At 46.3% G+C, this 14,136-nt stretch carries 11 protein-coding genes; all 11 read right to left on the reverse strand.

What is annotated here, in order from left to right:
* Positions 1-42: 42 nt before the first annotated feature.
* Complete coding sequence (glnA, locus tag PAHA3_RS12285) at positions 43-1,371, reverse strand: type I glutamate--ammonia ligase (protein ID WP_062834996.1); 1,329 nt, start codon at positions 1,369-1,371, stop codon at positions 43-45.
* Positions 1,372-1,500: 129 nt separating this feature from the next.
* Positions 1,501-1,914 carry a MerR family transcriptional regulator gene (locus PAHA3_RS12290; protein WP_056689944.1) on the reverse strand — a complete coding sequence of 138 codons (414 nt, stop codon included), beginning with the start codon at positions 1,912-1,914 and terminating at the stop codon, positions 1,501-1,503.
* A gap of 82 nt (positions 1,915-1,996) precedes the next feature.
* The gene (locus tag PAHA3_RS12295; protein ID WP_062834997.1) at positions 1,997-3,250 is read right to left on the reverse strand and encodes a methionine gamma-lyase family protein; all 1,254 of its coding nucleotides are present in this window, start codon (positions 3,248-3,250) and stop codon (positions 1,997-1,999) included.
* An 84-nt stretch (positions 3,251-3,334) separates the two neighbouring features.
* Positions 3,335-4,621, reverse strand: coding sequence for a GTPase HflX (hflX, locus tag PAHA3_RS12300; protein WP_062834998.1), 1,287 nt, complete (start codon positions 4,619-4,621; stop codon positions 3,335-3,337).
* A gap of 123 nt (positions 4,622-4,744) precedes the next feature.
* Complete coding sequence (locus PAHA3_RS12305) at positions 4,745-5,716, reverse strand: AAA family ATPase (protein ID WP_062834999.1); 972 nt, start codon at positions 5,714-5,716, stop codon at positions 4,745-4,747.
* Between the two features lie 110 nt (positions 5,717-5,826).
* Positions 5,827-6,390: a DUF402 domain-containing protein gene (locus PAHA3_RS12310; protein WP_062835000.1), complete on the reverse strand. Its 564-nt coding sequence runs from the start codon at positions 6,388-6,390 to the stop codon at positions 5,827-5,829.
* A 296-nt stretch (positions 6,391-6,686) separates the two neighbouring features.
* Entirely contained in the window at positions 6,687-9,359 is a 2,673-nt protein-coding gene (locus PAHA3_RS12315; protein WP_062835001.1) for a PBP1A family penicillin-binding protein, read from the reverse strand.
* Positions 9,360-9,529: 170 nt separating this feature from the next.
* Positions 9,530-9,772, reverse strand: a complete 243-nt coding sequence (hfq, locus tag PAHA3_RS12320) for an RNA chaperone Hfq (RefSeq protein WP_017687918.1) — start codon at positions 9,770-9,772, stop codon at positions 9,530-9,532.
* A gap of 373 nt (positions 9,773-10,145) precedes the next feature.
* Positions 10,146-11,102, reverse strand: a complete 957-nt coding sequence (miaA, locus tag PAHA3_RS12325; protein WP_062835002.1) for a tRNA (adenosine(37)-N6)-dimethylallyltransferase MiaA — start codon at positions 11,100-11,102, stop codon at positions 10,146-10,148.
* Positions 11,083-11,868: a class I SAM-dependent methyltransferase gene (locus PAHA3_RS12330; RefSeq protein ID WP_062835003.1), complete on the reverse strand. Its 786-nt coding sequence runs from the start codon at positions 11,866-11,868 to the stop codon at positions 11,083-11,085. The genes miaA and PAHA3_RS12330 overlap by 20 nt, the downstream gene beginning before the upstream one ends.
* Before the next feature lie 17 nt (positions 11,869-11,885).
* Positions 11,886-14,120, reverse strand: coding sequence for a DNA mismatch repair endonuclease MutL (gene mutL, locus PAHA3_RS12335; protein WP_062835004.1), 2,235 nt, complete (start codon positions 14,118-14,120; stop codon positions 11,886-11,888).
* Positions 14,121-14,136: the final 16 nt, after the last annotated feature.

A 14,136-nucleotide genomic window follows, 5' to 3' on the forward strand; every position in this document is an offset into this window, starting at 1 on the left:
AAGAAAAACCCCTCAGCGCTAGAGCGCCAAGGGATTGAGCTATTAGTACAAAGTAATATATTGATCGCGTTCCCATTGGTGGACTTGTGTGCGGTACATATCCCACTCAATTTCTTTCAGCTCATAGAAGTGAGCCAAGGCGTGGTCGCCGAGAGCGTCGCAGATGACTTCGCTGCGGATCAATTCATTCAATGCTTCTTTCAGGTCAGCTGGCAAGCTTGGAATGCCTTCTTCCACGCGCTCTTCTTCTGACATGATGTAGATGTTACGGTCAATTGGAGCTGGTAAGGAAAGCTCACGTTTGATTCCGTCCAGACCTGCTTTTAACAGAACAGCCAAAGCCAGGTAAGGGTTAGCAGCCGGATCCGGGTTACGAACTTCAACACGTGTGCTCAGGCCACGGGAAGCTGGAATACGGATCATTGGGCTACGGTTACTAGCAGACCATGCTACATAGCAAGGCGCTTCATAACCTGGTACAAGACGTTTGTATGAGTTCACAGTTGGGTTAGTAATTGCTGCAAAAGCACGTGCGTGCTTCAGAGTTCCAGCCATGAAGTGACGAGCAGTTTTGCTCAGACCCAACTCGTCCGACTCATCAACAAATGCGTTCTCATTGCCTTTGAACAAGGATTGGTTACAGTGCATACCGGATCCGTTCATACCAAACAGTGGTTTCGGCATGAATGTAGCATGTAAACCATGCTGACGTGCAATCGTTTTAACAACGAGTTTGAACGTTTGGATCTGGTCAGCAGCTTTCAGAGCATCAGCATATTTAAAGTCGATCTCATGCTGACCTGGAGCTACCTCATGGTGGGAAGCTTCGATCTCAAAGCCCATTTCTTCAAGTGTGATAACGATGTCACGACGACAGTTTTCACCAAGATCCGTAGGCGCAAGGTCGAAATAACCACCTTGGTCATTCAGTTCGTTAGTCGGGTTTCCTTTTTCATCTGTTTTGAACAAGAAGAACTCTGGTTCAGGACCAACATTAAAGGAAGTGAATCCCATTTCTTCGGCTTCCTTCAGATTACGTTTCAAGATGCCACGCGGATCTCCTGGGAACGGATTACCATCTGGAAGATATACGTCGCAAATCAGACGAGCAACACGGTTCTCTGCAACCCATGGGAAAATAAGCCAAGAATCTAGATCTGGATAGAGGTACATGTCGGACTCTTCAATACGTACATAACCTTCGATGGAAGATCCATCAAACATCATTTTGTTATCCAGAGCCTTAGTCAACTGGCTCACAGGAATCTCAACGTTTTTGATAGCTCCAAGCAAATCAGTAAATTGCAATCGAATGAATCGTACGTTTTCTTCTTTCGAAATGCGGAGAATGTCTTCTTTTGTATAACTCACTATAACCTCTCCCTTTCTTATCTGCGTATTTGGCTTGCCTGTTATATTTGTACATTAGAAAGTTCCACGGGTCAAGGAGTCTCACACCAAAAGTGCATGTTTTCCCCTCACTCGCCAAGTTATGCGAATTTACTTTTTATTAAAGAATCGGGAAAGCTCTCCCTGAATGAGAGATACTTGTCCAGGTCTCTTGCCTGATACAAGCTGTTGCTTCAGCAAGCGATGCAACTGCGTATCGGACAGCTCTCTGCGTTTGACTTCAGTATCTGGCGTGATAACTGTAGCTTCCTCGGATTCTTTCGAAACAGGATTCATCACTTGTTTGATCCCCGCGATGTTAACTCCTTTTTCAATCAAAGCCTTAATCTCTAGCAATCTCTCAACGTCATTAAAAGAGAACAAACGTTGATTACCTGACGTTCTCGCAGGAACGATCAAGCTGTGCTGCTCATAATAACGAATCTGACGTGCAGACAGATCCGTAAGTTTCATTACAATACCAATCGGGAATAAGGCCATATTTCTGCGAATTTCATCACCCATGTTCATCAACCTTCCAGTCATCTATTCTTCACCCTATTGTACATTTAGTTGTTACCAAGTGTCAATGACATGTTAGATAAACTCACAATAATTTACGATCTTTCATGGTCTGTAACGCCATTAAAACGCCATATTTGACATGAGAGTACGTTAATCCGCCTTGCATATACCCGATATATGGCTCCCGAATAGGTGCATCGGCTGACAATTCCAGACTTCCCCCCTGAATAAACGTACCTGCCGCCATAATGACAGGATGTTCATAACCAGGCATGTCCCAAGGTTCAGGAACCACGTGGCTATCCACAGCGGCTGCACGCTGAATCCCCTGCACGAAGGCGATCAGATGCTCGGCAGAGCTGAACTGCACAGCCTGGATCAGATCTGTGCGAGTTTCATTCCAAGCAGGTTTGGTTACAAATCCGGATTGAGCAAACATCGCGGCAGCAAACGTACTTCCTTTGATAGCTTGTCCTACAATTGTCGGAGCCATGTAAAGTCCTTGGTAGATGCCACGTGTTGTCCCTAGCATTGCTCCCACTTCTCCCCCGATTCCTGGGGCTGTCAGACGATAAGCTGCAAGTTGTACGTATTGTTCCTTCCCACATATGTATCCACCAGTTTCAGCAATGCCTCCACCAGGATTCTTAATAAGTGATCCGGCCATCAGATCAACTCCGACTTCTGTCGGTTCACGTTCCTCCGTGAATTCACCGTAACAATTATCCACGAATACGATGACATCTTGTTTCAGCGCTTTAACACGTGTAACCATCTCAGCGATCTCAGCAACGCAGAAGGATGAGCGCCAGTCATAACCACGTGAACGTTGAATCCCAATGACTTTTGTAGCCGGTGTGATGCTTTTCTCAACTGCTGCCCAGTCGACTCCACCTTCTGCAGTTAAAGCCGTCTCACGGTAACCGATGCCAAAATCGCGTAAAGAACCTGTACCATCGCCGGGTTTGCCAATTACTTTATGCAATGTGTCATAAGGCTTACCCGTGATGTACAATAATTCGTCACCTGGGCGCAACACGCCAAAGAGGGCTGTACTAATCGTATGTGTACCTGAAGCAAAATGAGGACGTACCAACGCGGCTTCCGCGCCGAACACAACAGCAAATACTTCATCAAGCACTTCACGTCCACGATCGTTATACGCATAACCTGTTGAACCTGCAAAATGAAAATCACTTACTTTTCGCTGTTGGAAAGCATTAATGACCTTCCATTGATTGTGATCTGTGATCCGATCAATCTGTTGAAGTTGTCCTTCAATCTGACGCTCCACTTGATGTTGAAGATCATATATTTCTGAATCAAAGCTTACCATCTTACTTCATTCCCCTTCATAGCACGAATCTGACGTTGATTATCCATTATCGTGTCAACTTATCACATCAATATGTCATGAATATTACAATTCAATGAATTCTTCAAGCATATAACCAAATTTCTCATATTCACCTTTTTGCAATTCAACTTCATAAATCACATCATTCTCTTCAAAGCTGGTATTCACGACGTCACCAATTTTGTAGAGTACCGACGTAAGATCACCACGTTCTGCCGGAATACGGAAGCGCTTCGTGTCACCTGTCAGCTCTGTCTGAATCAATTCACGGATTTTAAGTAGATCATCCGAGTCTAATGCGCTTACTTTGATATGGTCCTTATCCAATGGAAGCATCTCAAGCTGTTCAGGAGTACATGCATCTTTCTTGTTATAAAGCACTAACTGTGGCTTGTCCCCTGAACCAAGTTCTTGCAGAATCGTGTTAACCGTTCGCATCTGATCTTCACGCATAGCTGATGAGGCGTCAACAACATGCAGGATCAGGTCTGCTTCATTCACTTCCTCCAGCGTTGCACGGAATGCTGCAATTAGATCATGCGGGAGATTTTGAATAAATCCTACCGTGTCGGTAAGTACAATTTCTTTACCACTTGGAAGTTCCATCGTGCGTGATGTTGGATCCAGTGTAGCGAATAGCTGATCTTGAATATACACATCTGCAGCAGTTAACTGCTTGAGCAAGGTTGATTTGCCAGCATTGGTATAACCAACAAGGGCCACCTGAACAATACCTGTCTTTTTACGGCGTTCACGATGCAACTTGCGATGACGAGTCAATTCTTCCAGATGACGCTTCAGATCATCGATACGACCACGGATGTGACGGCGGTCTGTCTCCAGCTTGCTTTCACCCGGACCTCTTGTTCCGATTCCGCCTCCAAGTCTGGAAAGGTTCTTACCATGACCGGACAACCGTGGCAGCAAGTAGCTATGTTGAGCCAACTCCACTTGAATGATACCTTCTCTGGTGTTGGCACGTTGTGCAAAGATGTCCAAAATCAATTGGGTACGGTCAATAATTTTGAGATCGAGGGTTTCTTCCAGATTACGAACCTGCGCACCTGACAATTCCTGATCAAAAATAGCTGTAGTTGCTCCGAGTTCCTCCGCAATTGCACGAAGCTCTTCCACCTTACCTTTACCAATGAACCATTTAGTATCACGCTTTTCCCTGTTCTGAGAAAGTACACTCAGCACTTCCACTCCAGCTGTCTCGGCAAGTTTCACCAGTTCCTCTAAAGAGTACTCCGGATTGATACCTGTACGTTTTACATCATCCGTAACAAGACTCACCAAGACGGCGCGATCTTTTTTGACCATATCTGTATCATGTGTGCCATTTGTCATGTATATGTTCACTCCCTCTTATTACTAATCCGTTGATTAATCGTCATTGCCATGAATATGCCATGGCATGCCTTAAGCCGAACCGGTTGGCCCGGCCGGCTGGTGTAAAAACTATATTATCGCTTACTTTCGCTCAAAGTTCAAATCCTCTGTACGGATTGTCATCAGCTCCAGTTTACCTGGACTGCCTTCTGAGTATTGTTCCAACAAACGAACCGCCTGATGCCTAATTGAACGCTCAATGGCATTACGAACGTATCTGGCGTTACTGAACGCATGCAGCGAATCATTTTTTTCCTGAAGCAAATGTTGCTTCAACTTGAGTATGGTCTGTGGCATTAGAATATAATCACGCTCTTTGGCCATAATCTCAGAGATTTGAATCAACTGATCAATGCTATAGTCTGGAAACTCTACCTGAATGGGAAAGCGGGAAGGTAACCCCGGATTCGTCTGGAGAAAAAAATCAATTTCTTCCGAATACCCGGCAAGAATCAGTATAAACTGATTTTTATTATCTTCCATGGACTTCACAAGCGTATCAATGGCTTCCTTGCCAAAATCCTTCTCACCACCGCGTGCCAAACTGTATGCTTCATCAATGAACAAGATCCCACCGAGTGCCTTTTTGACCAGATCTCTTGTTTTCTGCGCCGTGTGACCGATATACTCTCCTACCAGATCCGCACGCTCTACTTCAATAAGATGTCCTTTACTCAACACACCCATCTTCTGAAAAAGTTTCGCAACAATTCTGGCTACAGTTGTCTTACCAGTCCCCGGATTACCTTTGAAGATCATATGATACACGTGCGCGCCACTAAGTAAGCCTGCTTCGGTACGCATTTGAGCAATCTGTAGGAAAGCATAGATTTCAAATACCAAGTCCTTGATATTTTCAAGTCCAACCAGTTGCTCCAATTCACCCTGTATCTCCTGGAAGTGCGCATGTTTGGTTATACTCTTAGCCGCCTGTACTGCCGCTGCTTCGTCTTTGACCAACATCTGAGGTTCCTGGTTACGCAATACAATATTAATTTGTCTGGATGGTCTGCCTCCTGGTTGCTCTCCTGCAGCCATGACCCGTCCGTTCATTCGCCATCACCTCTATTTTATCGGGCTGAACTCTCCTGATTATTAATGTATTCTATCAGGTGCTCCAATATTAGAAGGATCATGAAGAATTCTAAGGCCAGGTACGTGTCTCAAATCTGAATGTTTTTTCGAAACTCTCCGTTCTCAAACAAACTCTGCCTGTGCTTCAGTGATAACTGAAAGTATGGGAATACATGTGCATCAATGGCATGCAGCAGTTCCTTTGCCGTCTTGTTTGCCAAGTCATAATCACCTGTCGTAATATGCTTCCGTGACAATGCATCTTCAAGCTCATCTTCATCCAGCAAAAATACTTCTCCATCTTTCAGCACAACGACATCCAGATACAGGTCATCAAACCAAGGAACACCTTGATCGGTTATCCCCTGACTACGACATGTATCAATGTACCACTCTACAATTCGTTCCTGATCGTCAAACATGGCCGTAACTACAAAGTGTTCTCCCTTCGGATAGTATTGCAGCCAAGAATAACCTTTATCTGCGATACAGAAGGTACTGCCTCCATATGTTTTCCACAGAGGTTCTTTCAAATCCTGTATGGTGTACAACGTAATATAACCTGTGAAAATTTTGGATTGAACGAACCGGCATGTGAATTGTCGGTTCGTAATCCGGCGCCAGTTCGCGCGGTCCCCGAATTTCCGTTTCATACGAACCCCTCTTTGCCGACTACAGGCCCGTGACCTGCTCTCATATTGGTGAACAATGTAATAACGTCCGCATGAAGGCTTCCAGCGCTCTGGACCCACCTTGCACAACGTATTACGAATAGTTACAGCTTACCATATTTAAGGTATACACTCAAAATCAAGCTTTGTCCCACCTATTCATTAAATGAGCTTCTATTACGTATGGTTCCGTATAACACAAAAAAACTGCTTCACCGGGTTTCCGGGAAGCAGTTTTTCAATGTAGCTATAATGTAGCTATTTAGTGATTCAATGGCTTAGCCGCCAGTTCCCGCTTGAGAATCTGCAGGTACATCTGTGCCCCCAGTATCCCCACTCGTTCCGCTGTCCGGGGTTACAACTTCGCCAGGCGTCGTTACGGACCCATCATCGGAACCTTCACCGGTACTACCTGGATCTGTTGTCCCCTGACCAGGTGGGGTCGTATTTCCTCCCCCAGGTTGACCGTTTCCTTGACCGGCTCCGCCGTTATTACCACCGTTGCCATTGTTTCCGTTATTACCATTACCATTTCCGTTGTTGCCATTTTCATTACCATTGCCGTTATTACCGTTCGAGTTGCCATTATCCGGTGAACCATTGTCCGGATTCTCTGTACCAGGCTGCTCAGGGTCTATCTCTGTTCCAGGGTCTATGCCAGGATCAGGTTCCTCCGGTGGCACTTCCTGCGCTTCAATCATCAGAGAGATGGTGTTTGAAGGATCCGTCTCCAGTCCTGATGCCGAATCGTAGGCTGTCACATAGTACTCATAGGTTAGACCAGGCAACGCACTTAAATCTTGTGCACTGGTAGCGCCTACTGCATCTATGAGATGAGTAAACTGCGCTTCAGAAGTTTCTTTGCGATATACACGATATTGTGTGCTCGCGTCCCCCGTACCCGTCCAACTCAGTGAGACGGTTTGAGCAGAGGGATCATATGATCCACTCAATCCACTAACGGACAGTGCTGGCTGTTCTGGTTCTTCTACTGGCGGAGGTGCCTGCCCTCCAGCCGGTGTTTTGAATTGCTTCACGGGAACACCTTTCATCGCATCTCCCATGACTTTGGCAAAGAAAGCTGCCGACAGCTTACTGCTGTTCTTAAGCATATGATTCGCATCCGGATTGTCATAGCCCATCCAGACTGCGGCGGTCCATTCCGGTGTGTATCCAACGAACCATACATCACGGTTGGCACTGTTGCCAGAGATGCCACTTTGAACAGTGCCTGTTTTACCCGCTACCGGACGATCCAGACGTGCTGAACGTCCCGTACCGTCATTAACAACGTTCTGTAGCATCTGTGTAAGCTGATACGCATTTTGCTCACTCATGACACGCGTTGTGTCCGAGTTATCGTGTTTGTACGTGGTTTTGCCTGCGCTATCCTTAATTTCTTTAATGGAATAGGCTGCTCGGTATTCGCCTAGGTTAGCAAATGCACTATAGGCTTGCGCCATTTCCAGTGTATTTGTACCTTTACTCAGACCACCGAGGGCAATAGCCAAGTTCTTGTCTTCATCTGTCAGCTGTATGCCTACACTCTTGGCAAAATTAATGCCTGTGTTAACACCTATTTTATCAAGTAGCCAAACCGCAGGAATATTTTCCGACTTCGTAATGGCTTCCGTCATACTGATGGTTGAAGAATATCCATGCAAGTTACCAGGACAGTAGTTACCAAAACATTGCTTCGCATTACTCAGCGACGAGTTAGCACTGTAATTTCCTGATTCTAGAGCCGGTGCATAAGACACAATCGGTTTAAAAGCTGAACCTGGTTGTCTTCGACTCTGCGTTACACGGCTATAGCCTTTGGTCTGATAATCCCGTCCACCAAGGAGGGCAACGAGGCTACCATTCTCATGGTTCATGATAACCATGGAGCCTTGAACCTGTTGATCATCTTTGCTTGCCTCGAACAGACTATCATCCGTGAAGGCAGTTTCCATGGCTGTTTGAGCCTGAGCATCCATGGTTGTATAGATTTTGTATCCACCGATATTCAGATCATCTTCCGTTTTGCCTGTTACACGTTCAGCTTCACGGAGCACATAATCAATAAAGGCTTGATATTTCTGATCTTTTTCTGGTCGCTTGTAGTTATAGTTAATCTCTTTTGCTTCATCCATCTCCGCCTTGGTAATGTAGCCTTGTTCATACATCAGCTGCAATACCACACCTCGGCGTGCTTTTGAATCGTTTGGATTGCTCACCGGATTATAAGCAGAAGGGCCTTTCGGCATAGCTGCTAATGTGGCAATCTGCCACAACTTCAATTTATTGAGATCGGTAACTCCAAAATAAAATTCAGATGCTGCTTTAATGCCGTAACGCTGATGGCCGAAGAATATCCGGTTCAGGTACATCGTCAGGATTTCGTCTTTTGTGTACTTGCGCTCTAATGCCATGGCAATCGATACTTCCGTTGCTTTACGGAAGAACGTCTTGTCACGGGACAAGAACATGTTCTTGGCAAGCTGCTGGGTGAGTGTACTACCACCTTCCACCATAGAACGAGCCATGACATCCTTAACCGCGGCACGCCCAATGGACCAGATATCCACGCCTTGGTGATCGTAGAATCGTTTATCCTCCGTTGCGACAAAGGCTTGCTTCACCAGCTCTGGAATATCATCTTCATTGACGGGTTCCAGCTTCTGAATGGACAGCTCCCCCATTAATTGGCCATTTCGATCATATACTTTTGAAGTTTCATTAATTGTGGTTTTGTCCTTGTTGGCTTTGAGCAGATTTTCGCCACTCACCATAATAAATAAATATCCGCCTAGTGCACAGAATATGGCGATTGCCATTGTGAAAAACAGTGTCCATCCAACGCGTTTACCCGTAATTTTTTTCTTTTTAGAGGTCTTTGGCTTCGCTTTTTTGGGTGACTTGTTATTGTTGTTGCGATTGTTAGACCTCGACAACGGATCGTTTGGCATGTTACCTCCTGACTCCCTTTCGGTTGCATAATTTCTATTCGTCTGTAGGCTCAGGCATATATTAAACATATTTTGCCCGGAATGAAAAGAACAACCCTTTATTCAGGTTGCTCTGTTTCAATACCTATACTTGTAGACGAAATGGTTGGTGAAAAGGTTTCGTAATTTTTTTAAGCTTCGCCGCTGTTATCTTGCTGCATCAGCGATACGCTGCGTTGCGGCGTGAACGTGGAGATGGCATGCTTGTAGACCATTTGCTGGCGTCCGTCGCTGTCAATGACGATCGTAAAATTGTCAAATGCCTTGATCGTCCCGCGGATTTGGAAGCCGTTGGTCAGATAGACCGTAGCAGGAATATTCTCTTTCCGCAGTTGGTTCAAGAACGTATCTTGGATGTTGATGGACTTGTTCATTAGCCGTACCCCCATTGGTTCATTTGAATTCGTGTTCAAGTAATATTCAATATCGCTGAGTAGCTTTCGTGCTATTATATCATGAACAGTTTCATATAATCCACAAAAACCCCTTGTCTGCTATTTTGCACCCATTCTTGGCGTGGTGTACAACTAGAAGACTTATCCATTATACACCGCTTGCCAGATTTGCAAAAGAGGGACAAAATCTTCGTTTTTAAGCATACTCCTTGCTTGTTTAGTGAAGCGTAAATCCCTTCCATCTGTTCTAGTGATAAGCAAAAACCTCTATCTTTTTAAATTTCAAAAGGTAGAGGTTTACATTCGCTGATCTAATCCAGGCATATGAGATCAATACTAATCATTGCTCAAATCAGTTAAATTTTCGTGTAATCAAGTCACTTACCTGATTGTAGTTTCCTTCAAAGTCTTCGGTATCTGTCATGTCCACCCATTCAATATCCTTCATATGGCGGAACCAGGAAAGCTGACGTTTGGCAAAACGCCGCGTATCCCTTTTCAACCAATCAACCGCCGCTTCCCAGCTCACTTCTCCTTGCAGGAACGCTGCAATTTCCTTATAACCCAGTCCTTGCATGGAAATATGACCTCTCGCCACTCCACGTTCCAACAGGGATCTCACCTCATCGACCAAACCTTGTTCGATCATCAGGTCAATCCGCTCTTCTACCCGGGCATACAGCTTCTGACGATCCATTGTCAAACCAACAATAAGAAGGTCATAAGGCGACTCTTTCTTCTGTACTGCCAGCTGATCAGACCACTTCTCGCCTGTGAGGTGATGGATCTCAAGCGCACGTACAATTCGCCGCTGGTCATTCGGATGCAGACGATCCGCACTAACTGGATCAACTTCCCTCAAACGATCATGAAGAGCCTGTGCTCCATATTGCTCCGCAAAGCTGAATTGTTGCTCCCTGAATGCTTCATCCGAACCACTATCGGAAAATTGGAAGCCGTAACATACCGATTCCACATACAGACCGGTGCCACCTACAATAAAGGGCATTTTACCGCGTTCATGGATTTCACTAATCAATCGTGTGCAACTCTCCTGAAACTCGGCCACAGAGTACGGATACTCCGGTTCATGGATATCAATGAGATGATGGGGTACACCTTTCATTTCTTCAGAAGTAATCTTGGCTGTTCCGATATCCATTTCACGATATACCTGCATCGAATCCCCTGAAATAATCTCACAATTAAATGCTTGGGCAAGCTCGATGCTCAATCTCGTTTTGCCTACTGCTGTTGGTCCAACCAGCACAAGCAGTTTAGGTTTTGGTTTAACTTCCGCTTTCAACATTAATCACTCCGTACAGGGTTTTTGCATTCGCCCGATCAAGTATTTCAAATCCGAGCCTGTCAAACTCCGCGCTGCCGCGCTTTTCTTTCATAACGACACGTTTACGGGCAACCCGTCTCGCTTCCATAATGCTCTGTTCGTGCAACGCATGAGCGTTCGCATAATCCCGCAAGGGCTGTATAGCACTCGAATCCATCATCGGCTCACGGAACATGGGGTCAAAATAAACGGTGTCACAGCTACGGTCCGGCATGGAACGAAGCAACTCAAGATGATCCACATGCCGCAGATCTATGCGCCGGAAAGCCTCATCCACCAAGGGCTGATTACTCTTATAATGAGACATGCCCTCCAGCAGCAGGGTATAGAGCGGTTGAGAACTTTCACAGGCAATGACTTGTCCATTCTTCCCAGCCGCAACCGAAAATACCAGCGCATCTGAACCGAGTCCAGCGGTACAATCAATAATTGTGTCCCCTTCAATTACCAGACCAGCTTCCAGCATGGGGTCGGCTTCCCCTCTTAGCACACGTTTAGCACGAACAAATCCCATACTGGGGTGAAACTCAAGCTCCGTTGCATCCTTGCGAAACAGGCGCGCTCTGCCATTGAGCACGACCAGGATTTCATCGATACCATAATGTTCAATTAGTCTGGGTAAAGACGTTCTCTTGCGCGGTACGTAGGTACCTCCAGTCGTTTCGGCGAGCTTACGTGCACGCTCCACCTGAGAGGCAATCTCCTTGTCACCGGTTGTAATGTACATAATGTCCCCCTAAATAGCTACATCACTCGTTTAAATAATTTCTCTAGATCATACGTTGAAAATGAAATCACTATCGGTCGCCCATGCGGACACGTGTAGGGCTGTCGACATGAACCAAGACGCTGAATCAGCACCTCTGCCTCCTGATCCGTCAGCTTCTGGTTGGCTTTGATAGACGCCTTGCAGGAGCACATAATGGATGCAGCCTCCCTCATCTTGGCGACATCTATACTGCGTTCACTAAGAACCCATTCGGACATTTCTTCAATAATGTCTTTCTCGTCCCCTTTGGGGAACCAGAACGGGTGGGAACGCACACGGAACGTCTGTCCACCGAAATGCTCCAAATATACACCCGCCTGTTCGAACCAGGCCAGTCTTGTTTTCAGCTTTTCCGTCTCCGAAGGTGTGAACTCCAGCGTAATCGGCAGCAGTAACTCTTGTGAGGCCTGGGCAGGGTTACCGAATTTCTCGTAGTAATACTCATAATTTACACGTTCATGAGCGGCATGCTGATCAATCAAATATAAACCTTGGTCATTTTGCGCAATCAAATACGTACCATGATGCTGTCCGATCAGACTCAGCTCCGGAAATGCGGGCATGGATGCATCCGATTTAATGGCAGCGGCAAGTTGGGTCGCATCAGGCAAAGCTGAAGTTTTCCACGTCCGTTCATTTCTCGCAATCGAAGACGGGTTATACGATGAACGTGCTTCCCTAACCGATGAATATACGGAATCGGAGCGGTACGTAGCTGGTGTGCCTTCACCCAACGGTTTCTCTGTTGCTCTACGATCTCTGCGATCTTGAGAAGAGAGGTCAGTTTTCGGAAAAGTTTCGGTAGAACTTGTACTTGAATTTAAACTTGTCCTTACATCCTTAGCGCCTTTTTGCACGTCAACAGATGTCTGCTCCCCGTCATGACTAGCAATCTTCTGCAAGATATCCCCGTTCCAACTTTCTAACTGCTCAGGGGGGTGTGTAATCTCAGGTGGAGCTTCGGGCAGCGGCACCGACTGACCCTCTTCAGATACTGGTTGTCCTGTGGTCACATCCGCCGGAGCATCCAAATCCAGATCATCATCTTCCGCAGTCAACTTCAGCGGCGCACTACCAGGTTTCCCGAGCGGACCTTGTTGACCATATCCTTCTGCATCAGATGGATCTTTCAGAGGACCACGTGGAAAGAGGAATTGTTCCTGGATAAAGGAACTATCGTCTCCACGTCGAATCTGCTGCTTTTTGACCTGTGGAATCAATACCTCCTGCCGGAGTATCCCCCGTAGCGTCGTCTCTATAAATTCATATAGTTCTGGTTCCTTACTGAAGCGAACCTCCAACTTGGCCGGATGCACGTTCACATCCACGAGAGAGGGGTGCATCTCCAACTGCACCACGACAAGTGGGAACCGATTAATGGGCAGCAAGGTATGGTAGGCTTTGAGAATCGCCTGATTGAGACCGTAATTGCGAACAAATCGCCCATTAACAATCGTCGACATCCCACCACGATTCGCTCGTGTCCATTCTGGCAGACTGATCAGCCCGCTCACCCGGTAATCCAGACTTTCTCCCTGGATGGGAAGCATCGCTTTGGCAGCACTTGTCCCATAGATCGCTGCAACCACTTGCAGCAGATCGCCGTTACCCAACGTCTGAAGCAACACATTCTCATTATGGCGCAATCGGAACGAAATGTTCGGGTGAGACATAGCCATCCGGTATAGGACATCTGAAATGTGTCCCAGTTCCGTCTGGATCGTTTTCATATATTTGAGTCTGGCTGGTGTATTGTAAAATAGTTCTCTCACTGCAAAATCTGTACCTTGGGGTGAGGTTGCATCTTCATGAGATATAAGGTTCCCGCCTTCAATTACGATGCGGCGCCCCCGCCCATCATTATCACTTGCGGATAACACCTCTACCTTGGACACTGCGGCAATACTCGCCAGGGCTTCGCCACGGAATCCAAGACTTGTGATCTGAAACAGATCTCGGCCGTGGGCTATTTTACTAGTCGCATGACGATAAAAGGCAGTCTCCATATCCTCTGGCTCAATACCTGAACCATTGTCTTTGACACGAATACTGAGGAGTCCACCCTCTTCCACCGTGACTTCAATCTTGGTTGCGCCTGCATCCACCGAGTTTTCGAGCAACTCTTTGACGACTGAAGCAGGTCGTTCGACCACCTCACCCGCCGCGATCTGGTTGGCAATATGTTCATCAAGCACATGTATTTTCGCCACAGGTTTTCCCCTCCCT

Source organism: Paenibacillus amylolyticus (assembly GCF_001570725.1).
Taxonomy (GTDB): domain Bacteria; phylum Bacillota; class Bacilli; order Paenibacillales; family Paenibacillaceae; genus Paenibacillus; species Paenibacillus amylolyticus_A.